Genomic DNA, 20,816 nt, shown 5'->3' with positions numbered 1-20,816 from the left:
CCCCCCTCTGACCACAAACCTGCCCCACCCCGCCCGCACTCCCTCCCCCGCACCCACGTCCGCCTCCTCGACAGGCGCCGCGGCGGCGAGAAGGGGATACGGCGACCCGGCGCCCAAGTGCGGCCGACACCCGGCACACTCGAGACCGACCACCCCAACCCCACGACCCACCACCCCCGCGACCCCCCGCACGCCCCACCCCGCCCGCACTCCCTCCCCCGCACCCACGTCCGCCTCCTCGACAGGCGCCGCGGCGGCGAGAAGGGAGTACGGCGAACCCGGCGCCCATGCGCGGCGAACACCCGGCGCGCTCACGCGAGAATTGGAAGATGAGCTCTCCCGCGAACGCCCCGCAGCATCCCGGCCTCCGCGAACGCAAGAAGGCCAAGACCCGGCGGACGATCCAGGAACACGCCATGCGGCTGTTCGTCGAGCAGGGCTACGACACCACCACGATCGAGCAGATCGCCGAGGCCGCCGAGGTGTCGCCGAGCACTTTCTTCCGCTACTTCCCCACCAAGGAAGACGTGGTGATCCAGGACGACTACGACCCCATGATCGCCGCCGCGTTCATCGCGCAGCCCGCCACGCTCACGCCGCTGGCCGCGATGCGCGCGGCGATCCGCCAGGTCTTCGCCGAGGTGTTCCCCCACGAGCAGGAGACGATCCTGCGGCGCATCGAGCTCGTCTGGTCGATCCCCGCTCTGCGCGCCCGCCAGGTGGAGGGGCAGATCGCCACCATGTCCATGCTCAGGGAGGCCATCGCCGAGCGCACCGGTGTCCCTGAGGACGACTTCCGCCTGCGCGTGTTCACCGGCGCCGTCGTGGGCGCGTGGATTGCCGCCATCGAGCAGTGGATCGAGTCCGAGGGCACCGATTCCCTGGCCGACCTGATGGACCGCGTCCTCGGCCTCCTGGAAGAGGGCCTGCCCTTGTGAGCCGGCCCTACCCGGCCGTGGTCACGCCCCGTCGTCCGCTAGACGACCGCATCCCGGGGGAAGTTCCCCTCTTCCCTCCCCGGGGCGATCGTGGTGTCGTCGTGCCCCGAGTGGCCCCAGCGGGCCCAGACGGTCTTCCCTGTGGCGCCGGTCAGCGGAGTGACGCCGTGACCGTGGGCGAGAGCCGCGACGATGGCCAGGCCGCGCCCGTGCGTGGAGTCCAGCCCGAGGACCGGCCGATACGGCAGCCCGGCGCCGTGATCGGTGACCCACACGAACAGGTCGCCGTCCCCGGCCCACATCGAGACCCTGATCGGAGGCTCGCCGTGAGAGAGCGCGTTCGCCAGCAACTCTCCGACGACGAGAACGACGTCGTCCGCGAGCAGGGACAGCCCCCAACCGCCGAGAGTCTCCCTCACCAGGGCGCGGACCCCGCCCACGATCGAGGCGTCGCCCGCGATTTCCCAGCAGGCGGTACGAAGACCTTGCGACGTCTCCGGCATCGGCACTCCTTGCCGTTGTAGTGACGGTGGGACGTAGGGGACGGCGCGCGTATCGTCTGCACGTACAAAACAGGCGTTCTATCGACGGATCGACATATTCGACTGGAATGCATACGGCGCCGTGAAGCCGGAAAGACATCCGGGCCGTTCTCCCGTACGACGGAATTCCACAAGAACCCCTCACCCCTTCCATGTTCCCGACCAGCGTCCTAGGGTCCGACCAAAGGCGCCGGGCGCACCTCGAAAGGGTGACCGGGGCGACAATTCCGTGAACGTCTGTGAGGGGATCGTGAACGGCAACCGCATGACACCGCTCGAATTCTTCGCCAGGGAATTGCGGCAGGCCCGCGAGGCCGCCGGCCTCAGCCAGGCACAGCTCGCCACCGCGATCGTCGGCTACTCGCCGTCCTTCGTCGCCATGGTCGAGACCGCCCGCAGAGTCCCCAAACCGGACTTCGCCGAACGCTGCGACCGCACCCTGGAAACCGGCGGCATCCTCACCCGCCTCGCCCAGGACCTCGTCTGCAAGGCCATGCCCCCCGAGTGGGTCGGCAAGTGGTTGCTGATCGAGGGGAGGGCGACGTCTCTGCTCTGGTACGAGCCACTGCTCGTGCCCGGGCTGCTGCAAATCGAGCCATACGCCCGCGAAGTGATCACAAAGTCGGGGAGGCAGTTCGATGTCGACGACCAGGTGGAGGCGCGACTGGCCCGCCAGCGAATCCTGAACGGAGATGCACCGCCCATGTTCGTCATCGTCTTGGACGAGGGGGTGCTGCGCCGCCCGATCGGCGGGCCTCAGGTGATGCTCGACCAGATCACGCATCTGCTGGAAGTCGCGAAGCGTCCCCGGGTCGTAATACAGATTGTGCCCCTCGATGCCGGTGCTTATCCTGGCCTCGCCGGACCCCTCGTCGTCACGACTTTCGAGGGACGCGAGGTCGTCTACGTGGACAATGCGCTGAGCGGCGACGTCATCGAGCACGCCCCCGACGTAGCGGCTCTGAAATGCCTGTGGGAATCCCTGCGAGCCGAAGCGCTTCCGGCACGACAATCCATCGAGCTGATGACAAAGGTGGCAGAGACATGGAAGTGACCAACCTGCACTGGCGCAAGTCGTCGTACAGCAGCGGCAACGGCGGCGCCTGCGTGGAGGTCGCGTCCCTCACCGGTGGCTTGGCGGTACGAGACAGCAAGAACCCGGCCGGGCCCATGCTGCGCTTCACCTCCGACGAGTGGCACACCTTCGTCCGCAGCCTGAAGGGCGCCGAACTCACCAGCGAGTAGCCCTCCCGGGGACCAGACGCGCACGCATGGCCACGAGTGAACGGGCACGCATCGGCAACGTGCGGCGACGTCGCGGGGCGGCGGTCGGTACGAGAAGCGCCGAGGCCGGAAGCCGTTCGGCCTCCGGCCTCGGGCTCGCAGACCCCGTGATCAGCTCGGTGACAGGCCGACCAGCTCGATGTCCCCCGTGAAGAAGGCCGTGAGGAACCGCTCGCGGCCGACGAGCTGGAAGATCTGGTCCGCGTACACACCGCTCTCGGCGTAGCCCAGCGTGGTCTTCCTGACCGGCGGCACCAGTTGCCCCTCCACTCCCATCATCAGCCGTTTCGTGGACGCCTCGCTCCCGTTGTCGATCATCCAGTTGAACACCTCCCTGGTGACCACCTCGATGAAGCCCTCCTTGATCACCATGGGCCTGCGCACCTTGTCCACCTGCGCGAGGAGATTCGGGTGGATGAGGTTGTGCGCCATCTCGTGGACGATCGTCTCGATGGTCTCCCAGCGTGCCTGCGACTCAGGCCGGTCGGTCCTGAACTCGGTGACCAGGCCGACGCCGCCGCCATCCGTACCCGCGTGGGTGCTGGAGCCGATGTGCTGGAAGAAGTAGATCGCGAGCCTGCGCACCGAGGGCTGTTCGGCGATCCACTGGCCGAGCGTCTTGAACAGGAAGACCCTGTCATCCGAGCGCATGGAGTCGTATCCGGCGAGGGTGAACACCGACTTGCCCGCCGAGGTGTCCTCGCCGGCCACGTAGGCCCGGTTCATCAGATGCTTGACGAGATCCTGCTCGGTCGGCAACGTCCTCGTCTTGTCGTAGATCTTCGAGAAGTAGTCGAACCCTGTGAAGAAGGGGCCGTCCTCGCGCGCCGCCGCGTACGGCTGGAGCGTCTGCCAGGCCACGGTCTGGGCGAGTCGCGCGATCAGGCCGAGATCTTCCCATTGCTGGAATCTGGGTTCCCGCCCCGACGGCCGGCTCCACTGCACGACATGGTTCAGCAGGAGGTTCTGCAGCTTCGGCAGGAGCTCTTTGCGGAGAAGGTCCTTGTCGAGCGGCGGCGTCTGTTCGCTGGAAGCCCCGGGCCCGCTCGGGACATTGGGGTTCGAGGGCGGAGGACCGTAGCAGGCGGCGGCCTGCTGCCGCACCTGATCGGGAAGCCGGGCCACCTTCGCCTTCAGCGCCGTCCGCAGCCATCGCGTGCGGCCGAGCACCTGTAACTCGAACTCGCGGCGGTTCGGGGCGGGCATCACCGGCTCGGCGGGCATGTTGTTCACCAGCCACGTCAGCGCCCCCTTGAAGTCGAACCCGGGGACGGCCTCGCGGTTCACCGCCAGCAGATTCACCGCGTACAGCAGCCAGAGGCGCAGTTGCGTGTCGGTCAACCGCTGGGCGAGAGCGGGGTCGTGACCGGCGATCCGGTAGATGCTCGCGAGCCGGACCGTCACTTCCTGGTCGCTGAGACCGAGCACGTCACCATGCTTGGCGTTGACCTGGAGCGGCGGGAGATCCAGCGTCCGGTCGACCGGCTGATCTCGCTGGACGACCGCCAGGGCGTCTTCCATGGTGGGAATCTTCTGAGTGGTCACACGTCCTCCAGCCGCCGGCCATTGGTACGTTCCATCAAATCCCGTCACCGCCGTAATCGAGCTAACAATTCAGCAGCATCTACGCGGCCTCCGATTGTCGGCCATCCGGAAACAGGCACCGCACGTGATCCTGTCGCGAAGCCCCGGACGTGGAGGTTTCCACACAACAGACCACGAATCGATGGACCATTTACGGGGATTTGCACCATAGGTGACGATCGCCCGATTCTCCCCGGCCGCCACCATGTCGCATCAGGCGCGGGTCACAGAAGGTCCGCAGAACGTCCGTTGAAGTTCCGGCGGGAGAGACGGCCTGGTCACCGCTGGACACCGCCGTGGCGCAGGCCGTTCATGAGGAGAGTGAGCAGGCGGTCGGCTTGGGCCGGACCGTCCGAGGCGTCCTGGGCGGCCCAGGCGATGGCGCCGATCATCTTCAGCACATCCGCTTCGTCCGCGTCCGCGACGACCACACCCGATCGGCGCGCACGCGTCAGCAACGCGGCTCCCACCTCGAACATCTCCGCATGCCAGGTCGACACCAGGCCGTTCTCGCGATTGAGCGCCGAGTTCATCACGGCGGCCGCGAGACCCCGGTAGGTCAGGGAATGCGTGATCGCGGCGCGCAACCAGGCGAACAGCGCGTCGAACGCGTCGTCGGCCGTCAGCAGCCCGCGGCCGAGGTCGACCAGCTCGGCTATCTGCTCGCCGAGCACCGCCTCGATGAGGTCCAGCCGAGTGGGGAAATGCCGGTACAGCGTCCCGCTGGCCACCCCTGCCCGCCGGGCGATCTCGTCCAAGGAGGCGTCCACGCCGAACTCGGCGAACGCGAGTTTCGCCTGCTCGATCAACTGATCGTAGTTGCGCCGCGCGTCCGCGCGCTTCGGACGTCCGGCACGCGGCCGCGATTCGTGGCCTGCCAGCGTGATCACCACACCCTTGCTAACCGGGGACACAGTCCGGTACCGTCCTCATCTAACCGGACCATGCCTCATCTTAATGGCATGACTCGTCTCAGAGCATGGAGGATCACCCCTATGGCGCTGTCGGCACAAGACCGGATCGACATCAACGACCTGATCAATCTGCACGGCCACCTCACGGACGCGGGCAAGCTGGAGGATGCGCTCGAACTGCTCACCCCGGACATCACCTACGACGTGGACGACCTCGGTCTCGGCTCCTTACGAGGGACCGAGGCCATACGCGACGCGGCGCTCGCGCTGGGCGACGCCAACCCGGTCGGCCATCACGTCACCAACATCGTGATCACTCAGGTGGACGACCACTCCGCGCGCGTCCGATCCAAGGGCATCGGCATCATGGCGGACGGAACGGCCGGCAGCGTCGTCTACGACGACGTCCTCACGCGCCGGCCCGACGGCTGGAAGATCAGCTACCGCAAGGTGACCGCCAGGCGAGCGGCGCTCGGCGGGCAGGAAGCCGGCCCGCGCGAGGTTGCGGCGCTCGATGGGCGAGCAGCCGGCCCGCGCGAGGTTCTGGAACGGTGGCGCCAGGCCGCCATCAGCCAGTCCGCCGACGGCATGAGCCGTCTGTACGCGGTCGACGCGGTCCATGAGTTCCCGTTCACCGCCCCCGGCCTGCCGTCCCGGCTTGAGGGCCGAGAGGAGATCGTGAACTGGATGGCCGCGGGCTGGAAGGCCGGCCCGCTGAAGTACGAGCGTTACCGCACTCTCGCCGTCCACGACACCGGCGACCCGAAAACGATCATCGTCGAGCAGGAGGCCCTCGGGACCAGCGCGTCCACCGGCGAGTTCGCGCTTCCCAACATCGTCGTGCTCACCGTGCGCGATGGGCAGATCGTACGTCTGCGCGACTACGTCAACCTCCCGGCGGCCGCAGCCGCCATGGGACGCGACGTGTGACCGCGCCACCCCCACGCAAAGTCTCCGACGGCGGAAACGCGCGCGCAGTCCGGAGACACGCGTAGTCCGGAGACACGCGCGGTCCAGAGGCGCACGCGGGGCAGAGGCGGCGCGAACGCTATCTTCGGGTGGCTGACAGGTGGGACAGGAGCATGTCCAGGGGCCGGGGCACGTGATCGAGGTCGAGTGCCGCGACGAGCGGGCCGGCGAGGCGGATCTTGCGGCCGCTGCCTGATCCCATGAAGCGGCGCAGCTGGTCGTGGGTGGTGCCCGCGCGCCATGCGGGTTGCCTCTGGAGCGTGCGGAACGAGCCGAGCTCGCCCGCGGCGTCGACGACGCGCTCGACCGTGGCGGTGCCGAGGGCGCGGATCAGCTCGTCTTCGAGGTCGGCGACGCAGACGAAGAACCCGAGCGCCTCCAGACCGCCGCGGCTGAGGTCGGATCCGAGGCCGGCGCGCTCGAGACCTCGCCGGAAGTGACGTTCCTCTCCGACGTCGCACAGACCGGCCAGCCGGAGATCGTGACCGAGGGGCCCGAACCGGCCGATGTACGTTCCGACGTTCGTGGCGCCGCCCATCGCCACAAGGGAGATGCCCTCGGCCGCGAGGTTCCGGCCACGGCGCTCGGCCAGCGCTTCGATGGCCGACCTGTCACTGACTCCTTCGACCAGGACCACGGTTCGCGTGTCGCTCACCGGCCCACCCTCGCACCGAACCGGGCGAGGTTCATCCCTTTTACGCGCCGGAAGGTCACCCCCACAGTTGGCTCGCGTGAGCGCGCCTTCGTCCGCCTGCCACGAGATGTGGCCCCACGGGCCATGACCAGGACGCCGGAGGCCCGATGGCGCGGCCGGAGCCGGAGGACTTTCCGCCCTCGCCGAAGACCGACTCGATCAGGAGGAATCACGAGGGGTGACGGCGGCCGGCGTAGGACAGGTCGACGTGTCGCGTTGTCGCCGTGAAGCACCGATCGCGAGGTTCATCGAAGAAGTCGAACCCGGGCGCATTCTCACTGAATCGGCCCTCGACGTGCAGGTTGATCGGCGTGGCGGCCATGGATTTCCCGACCCGAGATGAAGACCGCATATCACACATCGGCCGTAACCCGTGAGCGGTCGTTTTTCGACATGTCACACCGCGAGCTTGGCGGCGAAATCTCGGGGGCCTTCTAGCGTTCGAATATCCGGCCGCGAGGGGAAAAATTTACGAGATCCTATTTTTTGCGACAAATTTGGTATAGGTGTAACCTCGCCGTAACTGCATGATCCATTTCGCATGGCTTCATTGCAGTCAACGGGAGGAGCACTTTGTATTTACACTTCAGGCGTTTCGTGTCCGCTTTAGTGGCAATGGGGCTTATCAGCCTCATAGTGGCGAGCCCGGCGCACGCCGCCTTCGATCCCATCAGCACAGAGCCGACCGCGCCCTACGCGCAGCCGGTGGACGCCAACGTCCCCAAGCGGGGCTGTGCCGTCACGCTGTCGGATCCCAAGAACGCGGCGGCCGGCATCCCGGCGGTGCAGGTGATCTACGCCTGGCATGAGGAGAACGGGAACAACTACGCGGCCTATGTCGACCGGATCGCCAAGATCGTCGACCGGATGGACTGGCTGCTCGACGAGTCCACGAATTACGACCAGCACATCAACCTCGGTTGCAGGACCGGGTACAACACCAGCACCTACAGCGGATACGCGCAGGCGCTCGTGATACCGGAGAAGATCGAGGCCGGCGTGATCGGCGGTGAGACGGCGGCGGACGTCGTCGCGGCCGACCTCGCGGCGGCGGGGTACGACGACGCCAACCGCAAGTACGTGGTGTTCGAGGACTTCGACGGAACCAGTCAGGCCTACTGCGGCGCCGTGTGCGTGGCGGCCGCCGATGAGTGGGACAGCGGCACCGCGATGCACGAGCTGGTCCACCTGAACGACGTGGACCACGCGAAGGTCAGCGAGGTGCCGGACACCCTGGCGGTGAACGACCTCATGACCAGCCAGTACAACGACTGGCAGATGGACCAGGAGTTCAACAACTACTACGACCCGAGCGAGACCTCGGCCACGTTCTACACCTCCAACTATCCCGACACCCGCCTGCGCAACGTCGCCGCCTGGTCGTTCTTCACCACGCCCACATGTTGCGACGTGGGGTACAGCAACGACCTGCTGACCGCTCAGGAACGCACGATCGAGGCCGAGGCTCCGTACGGATACCCGTCGGCCTTCACCCCCTCGGGCGGCGGCTGGATGCAGGTCACGCCGCCGGGGACGGACGCCCAGGTGTCGGCCAGGTACTACGACGGGCGCCGGTCGCTGACCATGAACGTGCAGTCGCACGCCGAGGGGCTCGTCTCGGTCACCCGCAAGCCTTCGGTGACGGCCGGGCAGCGGTACAAGTTCTTCGCCCGCCTGACGACCGGCACCTCCGGCAACGTGAAACTGCGCCTGTCCTGGTACAACTCCTCCAACACGCTGCTCTCCTCGACCGACGGCCCCCTCAACGCCCTCACCTCGAGCTGGCAGGAATACGCCGTCTCGGCACTCGCGCCCACCGGCGCCACCAGCGTCCAGTTGTCGGTGGTGAGCCCCTCGGGGCAGACGTTCGCCTACCTTCTGGACAGTCTCCAGCTGAATCACTGCAACAACGGCAAGACCACCGACGGCTGCCGCCTGGCCGGCTGACCGAGGAGCGCGTCCGGCGCAGGGCCACCCGGCCCTGCGCCGTTCGCGCTTCGCGCGCACGTTATACGCAAGGTGCCGCGTAAGTCGTGTGAGTATAGGCGAGATTCCGGAAAACCGATATTCAGCTCGTTCGGCGATAATGGAGTCAGGGTCCCGGTTTCGCCGGTCAAGCCCTCGCACTCGCCCCGGATTTCAGCCCGGAAAACTCCGCTCCACCTGCGAGTCGTCGTATCGAAGACCCCGCTTTCACCTCACCCTCACGCGACGCGCCGCCGCTTTTCCGGCTTACGCCGACAGGGGAATCACCCGATTTTTGGCGCATTTTCTTGCTATTTAGCCCGTCAGGGTATCTAGTAAGAGATGTACCCCCGAAAAGGAAGGCATTTTATGAGCGTTGTACAGATCCTCGAATACGACACCAAGCGCGCCGGCGAAGTCGAGACACTCATGAACGAGTGGCGTACGCAGACGCAGAGCAAGAGCCCTGTGAAGCACGAGATCGTGGCAAAGCACCACGCCCGGTCCGACCACTACATGGCCATCCTCGAATTCCCCACCTACGAGGACGCTCAGCGCAGCAACAAGCTGCCGGAGACCGACCAGTTCACCGCGCGAATGGCCGAGCTGTGCGAAGGCACGATCGCCTTCGTCGACTACGATGTGATCCGCGACAAGAGCTGATCCTCAGCTTGACCTCGTGAAAATGGACCTGTGCTGTGGCGTGTGAGCATGTCTCGCGTCATGGTGCGGGTCATTTGTCGTCCGCGGACGAAAGCCTCCGCTCCCCCAACCCCCACCTCCACCCCCTCCAGACGGCCACGAACGCCTCGCGGTGGCCGTACCAGACACTGTGCCCGGTCAGCGGACGCGGGCGGCTACGTTGGGGCTCACGCGGACGACGCCGGCGAGGTTTCTGGTGGAGACGGGGGAGATCTTGACGACGTCGCCGGTGCGAGGAGCCTGCAGCATCTTGCCGTCTCCCCAGTAGATGGCCACGTGGGAGATGTAGCCCGGGTTCGTCGGGTCGCTGCGCCAGAACAGCAGGTCGCCCGGCTGCGCCTGCGACAGGGGGATCTGCGGCCCGGTCACCCACTGCTGGTGGGTCACCCGCGGCATCCGCACACCCGCCTGGCCGAACGCCCACTGCACGAGCCCGGAGCAGTCGAAGGTGTCCGGCCCCTCGGCGCCCCAGACGTACGGGCGGCCGAGCTTGCTCACGGCGGCCGTCAGGGCGACGCGGAGCTGTTCGGTGGACATGAAAGAGCTGGCCGGCCAGTTCGTGCGCGTCTGGGAGGGCGGGGTGAGCACGGGGTTGATCAGGGCGACCTGGCTGCCCTTGGGCAGGACCTTGAGCAGACGGAGGCGCAGCCGGGTCGAGTCGGCGCCGGGTGCGCTGACGACCAGCGCGTTGTTCCGCGGGATGCCGAGAGACCTGGCCACGTCGCGGGAGACGACCGCGTTGATCATGCCCATGCCCATGGTGGCGTACGCGCCCACACGGAGGTCGCGGCCACCCCCGCTCACCATGGAGCCCAGGGGCACGCCGCCGTCGTTGCCGAGGACGAAGGACACCGCGACGTCCCCGGCCGCGACGCTGTTCCACAAGACGTCGGAGCGGGCGGTGGCGCGCGGCGTGTAGGCACGGAAAGTCGAGGGGTTCACGCCCATGGTCTGCACGCGCTTGCCGCCCATCATGACGTCGGCGGCATCCACGACCTCGGCGGACTTGACCCCGCTGCTCGCCCGGACCCGATGGACGGCGGCGGCGGTCAGCGGGCGGGGCGTGACGACGAACAGGTGCGGTTTGCGCAGTTCGGCCAGCGGCGCGACCTGCGAGCGCGTGGTCGACTGCGGAGGATCACCGGCCGGAGGCCTCTGGTGGGCGGAGGACCCGCCGGCGGTCGCCGTGCCGCCCGTCGTCGACGTGCCGCCCGTGGCCGCCGGACCCGCGGTGGCGGGACCTCCCTTGGCGTCCGGAGCGGTGGACGACCCCTCCGAGGCGACCGGAGGGGCGGTGACCGGGGCTCCCGCGGCCGCGGGGGCGCGCGTGACCTTCAGGCCGCGGGTGACGGCGAGATCGCGGGTGGCCGCGACGTACCCCGCGCCGCGTTCGGCGGTGTCCCGCCCGCGGGCCGCCGCCGCGCTCTGCGCCTCCCTCTTGCTCAGCTCACCGAAGACCATGAGGTCGACGGCGAGCACGGCGACCAGCCCGGTGGCGATGACCGCGACCGTGCGGCGCTGCACCCGCGCCACGGCGCGGCGCCGGCGCGGGATGCGCGGGTGATAGCTGAGGTCTTCGCGGACCTCGGCCAGCGCGCCGCCCAGGTACCCCTGGACGGCGCCCACGCCGCGGGTGAGGTTCGCTCGGACGGCGGTCGAGCCACGCGGTCGCCGATCGAGCACCTTCTCCCCCTTTTCGCGTCATCTGCGTGGTCGAGCTCAAAGTCTTCGCGGTCGAGCACCAACGAGCGTGCCGTATGTCGGCCGGAACGTCCAGGCGGTTCCGGGTGGATCACACGTCGGTCGTCCCCGTCAGTGCCTGATTGTCCCTGAGCCACCGCCGGATGTCCGGCGATTCGCCGCCAGGCGTCACGGACACCATGGGCGGCCCGGACAGTCGTGATCCGCCGGAGCCGGGCTCCGGCGGATCTGGGTGTGCGGCGAGGCGTCCTCCGGTGGGGACGGCGGGCGGGATCAGTTGCCGATGTAGGGGACGGCTTCGAGGATCTCCACGGTGTTCTGCCGGCCGTTGGGCAGGGTGTACGTGGCCCTCTCTCCGATCTTCTTGCCGTTGATGGCGGCGCCCAGCGGGGAGCGGGGCGAGTAGACATCGATCGGCGCGCCGCTCTCCTCGCGGGAGGCCAGCAGGAAGGTGACCTCGTCGTCGTCACCGTCGAACCGGATGGTCACGGTCATGCCAGGGCCCACGACGCCTTCGGCGCGGGGCGCCTCGCCGACCCTCGCCTGGTCGAGGAGCTGGCGGAGCTGGAGGATGCGGCCCTCCATCTTGCCCTGCTCCTCCTTGGCCGCGTGGTACCCGCCGTTCTCCTTGAGGTCGCCTTCTTCGCGGGCGGCTTCGATCTTCTTGGCGATGTCGACGCGCCCGGGCCCCGAGAGATACTCGAACTCCGCCTTCAGGCGGTCGTACGCCTCCTGGGTCAGCCAGGTGACGTTCTCTTCGCGGGAGTCGACCACGGGTTCTCCTTGCGTACTCGTCTGAGTTGCGAGCGTCCGAATTCCGGGAGACTAACAAATTAACCCGGCCGGACGCTTTCCCAAAAGTCTCATTGTACGAGATAGCAGTACTGCACGTGGCCGGATGTGGCTCGCGCGCTGGTGTCGACGCGCTCGGTCAGCCGGACGTCCTCCTCCCCGGGGGGGATCGTGACGTCACGGGTGCCCACCTCGACGTGATCCACGTCGGTGGCCCGGAGCCTGCACACCGCCGCGCGGTCGGCGGGCTTGTGCGCCTGGAAGGTTATCGTGACGGAGCTCGGGCCGTCGACCGTGAAAGCGATCGTGAGGATGTCCGGATTTCCGCGCGCGGTCATCATGACGTAGCCCCAGCCGCCCATCGCGATCGCGATAAAGATCCCGATGACGACGTAGGCAATGGTTCGTCCGGTGCGCCCAGAAGTGGGGCGACGCTCCGGAAAGGAGTCTGGGGTCCCTAGGATCGGCTGGTCGACGTGCGAACCAACGACTCTATCGGCCATGGTGGAATCTCCCAGCGGTCCCTTGTCGTTGCACGAGACAATTGTCCCCTGCGGAGGCTCCGCTCTACGCGCCGCCCCCGGAACAGCCCCTCCGGGGGAGCCCGGCCTGGACACTTGAGGAGAACCGACCCGTGAGTGCACCACTGAGATTGATGGCCGTTCACGCCCACCCCGACGACGAGTCGAGCAAGGGCGCCGCCACGATGGCACGCTATGTGGCAGAAGGCGCCGACGTCCTCGTCTGCACCCTCACCGGTGGCGAGCGTGGTTCGATCTTGAATCCCAAGATGGAGCTGCCGGACATCCTTGAGAACATCACCGAGGTGCGCCGCCAGGAGATGGAGCGGGCGCGCGAGATCCTCGGCGTCCGGCAGAGCTTCCTGGGGTTCATCGACTCCGGCCTGCCGGAGGACGAGACCGAGCCGCTGCCCGAGGGTTGTTTCGCGGTGCAGCCGCTGGAGGTGGCCGCCGCCCCGCTCGTCGCGGCCGTCCGGGCGTTCAGGCCGCATGTGATCTTGACGTACGACGACGACGGCGGCTACCCGCACCCCGACCACATCATGACCAACAAGGTGTCGGTGGAGGCCTTCGACGCGGCGGGCGACCCCGACCGCTACGTCGGTCACGGCGAGCCGTGGCAGCCGCTCAAGCTCTACTACCACATGGGCTTCACCCGGGCGCGCTTCGAGGCGCTGCACCAGGCGATGACCGAGCGCGGCATCGGCTCCCCCTACGGCGACTGGATCGCCCGCTGGGAGGACCGCCCGCAGAAGTGGGAGGTCACCACGCGGGTCCCGTGCGGCGACTACTTCGAGACCCGCGACAGGGCGCTGCTCGCCCACGCCACCCAGGTCGACCCCGACGGTTTCTGGTTCGTGTGCCCGCGCGACCTGCAGGAGGAGATCTGGCCGACCGAGGACTACCACCTCGCGCGGTCGCTGGTCGACGCCGGGCTTCCCGAGGACGACCTGTTCGCGGGCATCCACGCCGACGAGGTGACACACGCCAACCGCTGAGAAGGGGGCGGCCCCCAGGTGGCAGACTTGACCCGTGACTGATTTCGCCGCACACGCAACCGCCGTCCAGGGGGCCGTCGCCGCCCCGGCCACCCCGGTCGGGCCCGGCCTCATCGGCTTCCTCGTGGTGGCCGCCATCGGTGTCGCGTTGTACTTCCTGGTGAAGTCCATGAACAAGCAGATGTCCAAGATCGAGGTTCCGTACGAGGCCGATCTGGACAAGGCCGACCGCGCCGACACCACGGGCACCGAGCCGCGGGCCAACGGGTCCCGCTGACCGTCGCCCTCGCGAGAAGGACGCCCCGCATGAACGAGACGGTCGAGGTGACCGACAACCCTGCCGCCGGACGCTACGAGATCACGGTGGGCGGCAGGCTCGCCGGCTTCGCCGAGTACCACCACAGGGCCGACCGGCTGGTCTTCACCCACACCGAGATCGGCGGCGAGTTCGAGGGGCAGGGCCTCGGCAGCCGCCTGATCCGCGGCGCCCTGGACGGCGCGCGGGCCGCGGGCGCCTCCGTCGTGCCGATCTGCCCGTTCGTGGCCCGCTACATCGAGCACCACCCCGAGTACGGCGACCTGGTCGCGAAGGCGGCGTCCGCCGCGCCCGTGCATCCCGCCGAACCGGCGGAGCCCGGTAACTGAGAGCCCTGCCCGCCCGTCCGTGCGACCAGGCCTCGGCCCTCAGACCAGGCCACGGCTCTGAGTCGTGTCGCGAGACCGGTCCGGCCAGGGATCCGCGCGCCGTAGGGCGCGCTCGTCTCACTCGGGGGCCCACGCCCGTTCCAGGGACTTGGGCAGGCCCCACCAGCCGAGCCGGGTGAGGATGGCCTTGTCGTCCACGATGCCGAGCTGCTGCCACAGCGGCGTGACCGAGGTGAACAGCGTCTCGGTGGTCTCCAGGTCCTCCGGGTCGTCCATGTCGACGTCGATGTCGTCGGACTCGGCGACGAGCCGGGCGATGCGCTCGGGCGAGGCCAGCACTCCCGGGCCGCGCCGGGCGAGGGCGGCCACGGTGGCGAGCCAGTCGGCGTGGTGGATGGTGCAGAGGGCGGCCAGCGCGGCGTCCTCCTCGCTCAGCTCGCCTTCGAGGTCCCAGAACTGGTGCTCGTCGTCGTCCTGCAGGTCGGAGACGGGCGAGGCGACCCCGGCGGCGACCATGAGCCACAGCTCGGTGTCGCTCTCGGGCAGCGGTTCGCCGTCCAGGCCGGCGCACGCGCGCAGCACGTTGCCGGGGTACCCGGGCTCGGCCAGCAGGGCGCGCAGCCGCCGGGCGGCGGCCTCGAGCTCGGCCGCGGGGAAGGACGGCTCGGGCAGGTCGGCCAGCACCCGGCGCAGCTCGCCGAGCGCGAAGGCCTCCTCCTCGTCCCAGGTGGCGAACAGCTCCTCGTCCAGCTCTTCGCCGACGACGGCGCTGGGCACCCGGCCGTCGGGCAGGGGTGTGGCCAGCCAGTGGTCCTGGACGCGCTCGTAGACCTCGCGGGCCTCCGTGTCGCCGGCCGCCAGCCGGTCGGGGTCGATCTCGCCGCTCTCGACGCGCTCTTCGAGGTGGGCGACCAGCCGGTCGTGCAGTTCGGTCGCCACCGGGCCGCGTTCGCCCTCCTCGGGCCAGATGAAGTAGCCGCGGGTGATCAGTATGGGCTCGGTGCCGGTCGCCTCCAGCCATCTCTGGACGTCGCCGACCGTCGCCACGCCGTTCTCGATGCCGGCGAGCGTGGCCTTCGCGGAGTCCCAGAACGCGGCCGACAGAGGGTTGCCCTCCGCCAGCATCGCGCGGCGGAGGTCGGGGATCGCCACCAGCGCCTGCCCGCTCGGGATGGCGAGCAACGCCCGGGCGACGTCCCGCCGGGTGAGGCGGGCCGCGGGCCTACCTGCGTGTTCGCAGACGGAGTCCAGATCGGCTGTCACGTCCCGTGAGCCTACGCCCCCCTGCGGCGAGGCGACAGCACGACCGTTCTCCCGAACCGGGCACCGCCGGTCTTTGCGCGGTACGCCTTTTGGTCATGCGCTGGGAGCCTAACCAAATGAATAGGACAATAAGCGATGAAGGTGACGAAAGTCCCTAGTGAGTGCCGCCGAAGTGGGCAAGGGGTGAAAAGAGGAGATTGCTTCCGACCCTAGGAGGGGCCATGACAGTGAGCCAGACGTCGCGGGAGAGCCGTGCCACGCCATCGAAATCCAGCGCGAACGGTGATCTCATCCAGCTGGACACACCGGTCGTCAGCCTCCACGTCCACCGTCCGCACATGCCGAAGATGCCGCGCATGCCCGGCATGTCCCGCCAGTCCACCCCGCGCGGGCAGGAGATGAACATGGCCATGGAAACGGCCAGGACCTTCCTTCCTCCGCCCGACCGTCTCCTTTACTACGGCGGGCTCGGCCTGCTCGCGGCCCTCGGCATGATCGAGTGGCCGATCGCCGTCGTGGTCGGCGCCGGCACCATCGTCGCGGCGCGCGCCAGCAAGCAGCGGCAGGGCGACATGGCCGAGCGGGGCCAGATGTCGCGGTCACGAACGCAGTCCAAGACGGACTCCGAGCCCGCGGCGCCCAGGACCACCCGGGCGCGCACGGCCACCACCTCCACCCGGGCGCGCGCGACCACCCCCTCCACCCGTTCGACCCGGACCTCCACCCGCTCCACCTCGCGCACGGGGACGGCGGCGCAGAGGTCCACCGGAGGCGCGCAGAGCAGCTCGGCCTGAGGCCGCCCGCGCGAGCGCTCCACCAGGAAATCGCAAAGCGTCCCAGAGGGGATTCAACCGCCTGACCTGGGCATACTTACGGTCGAATGATCAGGCCGCACACACCGTGGCGGCCTGATCCGCGTATCGGCACGGGGGCCCTGGAGGCGTTGTGTTCCTGCTTCGTGAGCTCAGGGGTCCGGCGGGACTGCTGGCGTCTCTGCTGCCGGAAACGGTGCGAGGGGTGCTGCCCTGTCCGAGGCAGGTCCACGACTGCGCCGGAGGCGTCCGCGTCGAGTTGCGCCACGTCGGCGCGCCGGGCACCTCCGAGGAGGCGCGCCTTCTGGAGGAGCGCCTGTGCGAGATCACCGGCGCGGAACGGGCCGAGGTCAACGGCGCCCTGGGCTTCGTCTACATCGCCTGTGACCGGAAGACCTCCGACCTCGGCAAGATCCTGGACATCGTCGCCGAGTACGACGTCGCCGAGCGCGGCGGCGAGGGACGCACGGCCCGGCACGCGGTGGAGCACCAGGCGCGCGCGGTCCTGGAGCTCGGCGCGGGACTGCTCGGCGCCGGCGTGACCCTGGTCGGCCAGGTGGCGCACGTCGCGCGGGTGCCCTCCGCCCTTCCCGCCCTGCTGCAGCTCGCCGAGTCCACGCCCCGCGTCCGGCACGAACTGGAGCGCCGCGTCGGGCGGCCGACCGCCGATGTGATCTGGGCCTACACGCGCTTCACCGCGCAGACGCTCGCCCTGCGCCCCATCGGCCTGCTCATCGACTCGCTGTCCGCCGCCGGCCGCGTGGCGGAGGCCACGGCCGGCCGCCGCGCGTGGCGGGCCAGGGAAGAGGAGTTCGCCCGGCAGGACGGCGTCTACCACCACATCAGGAGCGACGTCTCCCAGCGGCCCGTGCCCATGCCGTACGGGCCGATCGAACGCTACGCGGACGGGCTGAGCGTGGGCGCGCTGGCCTCCTACGGGGCGACCTCGATCATCAGCCGCGACCAGGAGCGCGCGCTGGCGATGCTGATCGCGCAGACGCCCAAGGCCGCCAGGCTGGGCCGCGACGCCTTCGTCAGCGCGATCGGGCGGGCCGTCGCCCGGCGCGGCGGCCTGATCCTGCACCGCGACGCGGTCCGGGCCATGGACCGCGTCGGCACGGTCGTGTTCGACGCCGAGGTCCTGACGATGCCGTCCTGGACCCTCCACGAGGTGATCGCGCTCAGCCGCGACTCCGGCGTGGACGCCGACGAGCTGCACGCCCGCGTCTACACCCTTCTGGAAGGCGCGGACATCACCAGGCGCCGCGAGCAGGGCGACTGGGCCGCCGAACCGGCCGCGGCGCCGCCCGCGCAGGCGTCCGACTGGCGGGAGAAGGGCGTGCACCCCGTCTCCGTCACCTACCGGGGCGAGACGGTCGCCGTGGTCGGCATGGTGCCCGAGCCGCGTTCCTACGCCGAGGCGCTCCTCGGCGCCGCCGCGGCCGCGTGCGAGGTCGTCATCGCGGGCGGCGACGCCGGGCTGACGTCGCGGCTGGGCGTTCGGCGGCGCGTCGAGGGAGGCGACCGGCTGGCGGCCGCCGTACGCGAACTCCAGGTGGAGGGGCACGGCGTCGCCCTGGTGAGCGCGCGGCCGGCCTGCGGCCTCGGCGAGGCCGACCTCGGCATCGGCGTGCTGTCCCCCCGTGGGCGTCCTCCGTGGGACGCCGACGTGATCGGCGGGCCCGAGGTGACGCACCTGCTGCTGCGGTCTCTGACCGTGGCGAGGAGGGCCAGCAGCCGCAGTGTGAAGGTGTCCGCCGGTGGGGCCGCCCTCGGCACCGGGCTCACCGTCGTCGGCGCGACCACCGGTTCGGTGAGCCGCGTGCAGCTCGTCAGCGACTGCACCTCGCTCGCGTCCCTGGTCATGGGCGTGTGGTCCGGCAGGAACCTCGGCCGTGGCGGGCTTCCGATGCGCGTGGACCGCACTCCCTGGCACGCGCTGCCGGTGCACGACGTGCTGGAGCGGGTGTCCTCCACCGCGGCCGGGCTCACCGGGGCGGAGGCCGCGCGCCGCCGCTACGGGCCCGGCCCCGAGGAGGCCGTCACGGCGCCGTCCCTGCTGCGCGCGACCGTCGAGGAGCTGGCCAACCCGCTGACCCCGGTGCTCGCCGCCGCGGCCGGGCTGTCGGCCGCCGTCGGCTCGGCCCTGGACGCCGTGCTCATCGCCGGGGTGCTCGGCGTCAACGGGCTGATCGGCGGCGCGCAGCGGACCAACGCCGACCGGGCGCTCACCCGGCTGACCGACGCCACGGCGGTCCCCGTGCGGTTGCGCCGCCCGGAGGGGCCGGTGGACGCCACCGCCGATGACCTGGTGCGAGGCGACGTCATCGAGCTGCGGGCGGGCGACGCGGTGCCCGCGGACTGCCGGGTGCTCAAGGCGCGCGGCCTGGAGGTCGACGAGGCGCCGCTCACCGGCGAGTCGCAGCTCGTCGCCAAGTCGGCGGCGGCGACCGCCGCGCTGGCGGTGGCCGACCGCAGCTCCATGGTCTACCAGGGCACCACCGTGGCCGCGGGCTCCTGCCTGGCGGTGGTGGTGTCCACCGGCATGGCCACCGAAGCGGGGCGGACGGCCGAGCTGGGCGACCAGGAGGCCCCGCCGACCGGCGTGGAGCTGCGGCTGCGTGCGCTGAGCCGCCAGATCATGCCGGCCGCCCTCGGGTCCGGCGTCGTGCTGATGGCGACCAACCTGCTGCGCCGCACCCCGCTGGCCGCCGCCGTCGCCCCCGCGGTGAGCCTCGCCGTGGCCGCCGTCCCCGAGGGCCTGCCGTTCATCGCCACCGTCGCCGAGCTCGCGGCGGCCCGGCGGCTCTCCACCCGCGAGACGCTGGTGCGCAACCCCTCGACCATCGAGGCTCTCGGCCGGGTCGACGTGCTGTGCTTCGACAAGACGGGCACGCTCACCGAGGGGCACATCACGCTCAGCCGCGTCTCCGACGGGCGGGTGGACCATCCCGTGGGCGAGCTGCCGGCGGACTTCCGGCGGATCCTCGCGGCGGCCCTGCGCGCGAGCCCCAAGATCGACGGCGAGCGGGCCGTCCCCCACCTCACCGACCGCGCGGTGCTGGAGGGGGCGAGCAAGGCGGGCGTCTCGCCGGAGGAGGATCTCTCCGCCTGGCACCGCGTCGACGAGCTGCCGTTCGAGCCGGCCCGGGGCTACCACGCCGTCCTCGGCACGACCGACCCGGCGGGGACCTCCCACCTGCTCAGCGTGAAGGGCGCCCCCGAGGTGGTGCTCACCAGATGCCGCACCCTGCTCAGCGACGGGGAGGTGCTGCCCATGGACGAGGAGGCGGCGCAGTCCCTGATCAAGGAGGTCGACCGGCTGGCCCAGCAGGGCTACCGCGTGCTCGCGGTCGCCGAGCGCCGCGCCTCCGACCGCGGCGACCTGGACGAGGCCCGCATCGGAGAGCTCTGCTTCCTGGGGTTCCTCGGGCTGGCCGACCCGGTGCGGCCGACCGCCGCGCGCAGCGTCGACCGGCTGGCGCGCGCGGGCGTGCGCGTCGTCATGATCACGGGCGACCATCCGAGCACCGCCGAGGCGATCGGCGCGGAGCTCAACGTGCTGAACGGCATGCGCATCATGACCGGGCCCGAGCTGGATCACATCGACGGCGCAGAGCTCGCCGACGTGCTGCCCGAGGTGTCGATCTTCGCGCGGGTCACTCCCGCGCACAAGGCGCGCATCGTCGAGGGCCTGCAGAAGGCGGGCAAGGTGGTGGCCGTCACCGGTGACGGCGCCAACGACGCGCCCGCCATCCGGCTGGCCGACGTCGGGGTGGCGCTCGGCTCGCGCGCCACCCCGGCCGCGCGCGCCGCCGCCGACGTGGTGGTCACCGACGACCGCATCGAGACGATCGTCGAGGCGATCGTCGAGGGCCGGGCCATGTGGAGGTCGGTGCGGGACGCGCTCGGCATCCTGCTCGGCGGCAACCTCGGCGAGATCATCTTCACCGTCGGGTCCAACCTGATCGCCGGGCGCAACACCCTGAACGCCCGGCAGCTCCTGCTGGTCAACCTGCTCACCGACATGCTGCCCGCCCTCGCGATCGCCGTCCGGCCGCCGAGCGCGACCAGCCCTGAGAGGCTGCTCAAGGAGGGACCCGAGGCGTCGCTCGGGGCCGCGCTGACCCGCGACATCTACGTCCGCGCCGCGACCACGGCCGCGGCGGCGACGGCGGCCTGGCTGCTCGCGCGGCCCACCGGCACGCAGCAGCGGGCCGACACCGTGGGGCTCATCGGCCTGGTGTCGGCGCAGCTCGTGCAGACCATGGCGGTGGGCGGGCGCGACCGCACGGTCATCCTGGCCGCCTCGGCCTCACTGGTGTGCCTGGTCCTCGCCGTGTCGACGCCGGGGCTCAGCCGGCTGTTCGGCTGCCGGCCCGTGGGCCCGTTCGGCTGGGCCATCGGCCTGGGCAGCGGCGCGGCGGCGGGGCTGGTGGGACGGATGATCGAGCCGCCGCGGGACTCGGGCGACGGAGGTCACTGAACGTTC

19 protein-coding genes are annotated in these 20,816 nt (G+C 69.9%); 11 read left to right on the top strand and 8 right to left on the bottom strand.

Annotated features, from left to right (window positions below):
* Positions 1–329: 329 nt before the first annotated feature.
* Positions 330–938 (top strand): acyl-CoA-like ligand-binding transcription factor, encoded by a 609-nt coding sequence (locus ACFO60_RS26510; RefSeq protein WP_380844747.1) that lies wholly within the window; start codon positions 330–332, stop codon positions 936–938.
* Between the two features lie 38 nt (positions 939–976).
* On the opposite strand, the gene ACFO60_RS26505 is transcribed toward ACFO60_RS26510, so the two are convergent.
* Positions 977–1,441: an ATP-binding protein gene (locus tag ACFO60_RS26505; RefSeq protein WP_380844744.1), complete on the bottom strand. Its 465-nt coding sequence runs from the start codon at positions 1,439–1,441 to the stop codon at positions 977–979.
* Positions 1,442–1,730: 289 nt separating this feature from the next.
* Here ACFO60_RS26505 and ACFO60_RS26500 point away from each other — a divergent pair, with 289 nt between their 5' ends.
* Both ACFO60_RS26500 and ACFO60_RS26495 read left to right on the top strand, forming a co-directional pair.
* Complete coding sequence (locus ACFO60_RS26500; RefSeq protein WP_380844741.1) at positions 1,731–2,534, top strand: helix-turn-helix domain-containing protein; 804 nt, start codon at positions 1,731–1,733, stop codon at positions 2,532–2,534.
* Positions 2,525–2,725 carry a DUF397 domain-containing protein gene (locus ACFO60_RS26495; protein ID WP_380844739.1) on the top strand — a complete coding sequence of 67 codons (201 nt, stop codon included), beginning with the start codon at positions 2,525–2,527 and terminating at the stop codon, positions 2,723–2,725. The genes ACFO60_RS26500 and ACFO60_RS26495 overlap by 10 nt, the downstream gene beginning before the upstream one ends.
* Before the next feature lie 150 nt (positions 2,726–2,875).
* Here ACFO60_RS26495 and ACFO60_RS26490 read toward each other — a convergent pair whose 3' ends face one another.
* Together ACFO60_RS26490 and ACFO60_RS26485 are read right to left on the bottom strand one after the other, a co-directional pair.
* On the bottom strand, positions 2,876–4,309 hold the full coding sequence (locus tag ACFO60_RS26490; RefSeq protein WP_380844736.1) for a hypothetical protein: 1,434 nt from the start codon (positions 4,307–4,309) through the stop codon (positions 2,876–2,878).
* A gap of 317 nt (positions 4,310–4,626) precedes the next feature.
* Complete coding sequence (locus ACFO60_RS26485) at positions 4,627–5,241, bottom strand: TetR/AcrR family transcriptional regulator (RefSeq protein ID WP_380844733.1); 615 nt, start codon at positions 5,239–5,241, stop codon at positions 4,627–4,629.
* A 102-nt stretch (positions 5,242–5,343) separates the two neighbouring features.
* Here ACFO60_RS26485 and ACFO60_RS26480 point away from each other — a divergent pair, with 102 nt between their 5' ends.
* Positions 5,344–6,192, top strand: a complete 849-nt coding sequence (locus tag ACFO60_RS26480) for a nuclear transport factor 2 family protein (protein WP_380844730.1) — start codon at positions 5,344–5,346, stop codon at positions 6,190–6,192.
* 118 nt (positions 6,193–6,310) lie between these two features.
* On the opposite strand, the gene ACFO60_RS26475 is transcribed toward ACFO60_RS26480, so the two are convergent.
* The gene (locus ACFO60_RS26475; protein WP_380844727.1) at positions 6,311–6,886 is read right to left on the bottom strand and encodes a TOPRIM nucleotidyl transferase/hydrolase domain-containing protein; all 576 of its coding nucleotides are present in this window, start codon (positions 6,884–6,886) and stop codon (positions 6,311–6,313) included.
* A 675-nt stretch (positions 6,887–7,561) separates the two neighbouring features.
* On the opposite strand from ACFO60_RS26475, the gene ACFO60_RS26470 reads away from it, so the two are divergent.
* Both ACFO60_RS26470 and ACFO60_RS26465 read left to right on the top strand, forming a co-directional pair.
* Positions 7,562–8,872 (top strand): hypothetical protein, encoded by a 1,311-nt coding sequence (locus ACFO60_RS26470; protein ID WP_380844724.1) that lies wholly within the window; start codon positions 7,562–7,564, stop codon positions 8,870–8,872.
* A gap of 387 nt (positions 8,873–9,259) precedes the next feature.
* Entirely contained in the window at positions 9,260–9,553 is a 294-nt protein-coding gene (locus tag ACFO60_RS26465) for a hypothetical protein (protein WP_380844721.1), read from the top strand.
* A gap of 177 nt (positions 9,554–9,730) precedes the next feature.
* Here ACFO60_RS26465 and ACFO60_RS26460 read toward each other — a convergent pair whose 3' ends face one another.
* The 3 genes from ACFO60_RS26460 to ACFO60_RS26450 form a co-directional block, all read right to left on the bottom strand.
* Positions 9,731–11,275 carry a C40 family peptidase gene (locus ACFO60_RS26460; protein ID WP_380844718.1) on the bottom strand — a complete coding sequence of 515 codons (1,545 nt, stop codon included), beginning with the start codon at positions 11,273–11,275 and terminating at the stop codon, positions 9,731–9,733.
* A 291-nt stretch (positions 11,276–11,566) separates the two neighbouring features.
* A complete protein-coding gene (greA, locus tag ACFO60_RS26455) occupies positions 11,567–12,067 on the bottom strand; it encodes a transcription elongation factor GreA (RefSeq protein WP_380844715.1) in 501 nt (166 codons plus the stop codon).
* Positions 12,068–12,156: 89 nt separating this feature from the next.
* Complete coding sequence (locus tag ACFO60_RS26450; RefSeq protein ID WP_380844712.1) at positions 12,157–12,588, bottom strand: DUF4307 domain-containing protein; 432 nt, start codon at positions 12,586–12,588, stop codon at positions 12,157–12,159.
* Between the two features lie 131 nt (positions 12,589–12,719).
* On the opposite strand from ACFO60_RS26450, the gene mca reads away from it, so the two are divergent.
* The 3 genes from mca to ACFO60_RS26435 are packed head-to-tail and all read left to right on the top strand — an operon-like array spanning position 12,720 to position 14,249.
* A complete protein-coding gene (mca, locus tag ACFO60_RS26445; protein WP_380844709.1) occupies positions 12,720–13,604 on the top strand; it encodes a mycothiol conjugate amidase Mca in 885 nt (294 codons plus the stop codon).
* Positions 13,605–13,638: 34 nt separating this feature from the next.
* A complete protein-coding gene (locus ACFO60_RS26440; RefSeq protein ID WP_380844706.1) occupies positions 13,639–13,881 on the top strand; it encodes a hypothetical protein in 243 nt (80 codons plus the stop codon).
* Positions 13,882–13,910: 29 nt separating this feature from the next.
* The gene (locus ACFO60_RS26435; protein WP_380844703.1) at positions 13,911–14,249 is read left to right on the top strand and encodes a GNAT family N-acetyltransferase; all 339 of its coding nucleotides are present in this window, start codon (positions 13,911–13,913) and stop codon (positions 14,247–14,249) included.
* A 117-nt stretch (positions 14,250–14,366) separates the two neighbouring features.
* Here ACFO60_RS26435 and ACFO60_RS26430 read toward each other — a convergent pair whose 3' ends face one another.
* Positions 14,367–15,512, bottom strand: coding sequence for a hypothetical protein (locus ACFO60_RS26430; protein ID WP_380844700.1), 1,146 nt, complete (start codon positions 15,510–15,512; stop codon positions 14,367–14,369).
* Positions 15,513–15,733: 221 nt separating this feature from the next.
* Between ACFO60_RS26430 and ACFO60_RS26425 the strand changes: the two genes are divergently transcribed.
* On the top strand, positions 15,734–16,306 hold the full coding sequence (locus ACFO60_RS26425; protein WP_380844697.1) for a hypothetical protein: 573 nt from the start codon (positions 15,734–15,736) through the stop codon (positions 16,304–16,306).
* A 151-nt stretch (positions 16,307–16,457) separates the two neighbouring features.
* Positions 16,458–20,810 carry a cation-translocating P-type ATPase gene (locus tag ACFO60_RS26420; RefSeq protein WP_380844694.1) on the top strand — a complete coding sequence of 1,451 codons (4,353 nt, stop codon included), beginning with the start codon at positions 16,458–16,460 and terminating at the stop codon, positions 20,808–20,810.
* Positions 20,811–20,816: the final 6 nt, after the last annotated feature.

Source organism: Sphaerisporangium dianthi, assembly GCF_042654065.1.
Taxonomy (GTDB): Bacteria; Actinomycetota; Actinomycetes; order Streptosporangiales; family Streptosporangiaceae; genus Sphaerisporangium; species Sphaerisporangium dianthi.
This window is presented reverse-complemented; position numbering and strand designations above follow the sequence as displayed.

Coding starts and splice junctions, on each gene's coding strand:
- ACFO60_RS26510 (WP_380844747.1), top strand. CDS start 330: ATGAGCTCTCCCGCGAACGCCCCGCAGCATCCCGGCCTCCGCGAACGC.
- ACFO60_RS26505 (WP_380844744.1), bottom strand. CDS start 1,441: ATGCCGGAGACGTCGCAAGGTCTTCGTACCGCCTGCTGGGAAATCGCG.
- ACFO60_RS26495 (WP_380844739.1), top strand. CDS start 2,525: ATGGAAGTGACCAACCTGCACTGGCGCAAGTCGTCGTACAGCAGCGGC.
- ACFO60_RS26480 (WP_380844730.1), top strand. CDS start 5,344: ATGGCGCTGTCGGCACAAGACCGGATCGACATCAACGACCTGATCAAT.
- ACFO60_RS26465 (WP_380844721.1), top strand. CDS start 9,260: ATGAGCGTTGTACAGATCCTCGAATACGACACCAAGCGCGCCGGCGAA.
- ACFO60_RS26450 (WP_380844712.1), bottom strand. CDS start 12,588: ATGGCCGATAGAGTCGTTGGTTCGCACGTCGACCAGCCGATCCTAGGG.
- ACFO60_RS26435 (WP_380844703.1), top strand. CDS start 13,911: ATGAACGAGACGGTCGAGGTGACCGACAACCCTGCCGCCGGACGCTAC.
- ACFO60_RS26425 (WP_380844697.1), top strand. CDS start 15,734: ATGACAGTGAGCCAGACGTCGCGGGAGAGCCGTGCCACGCCATCGAAA.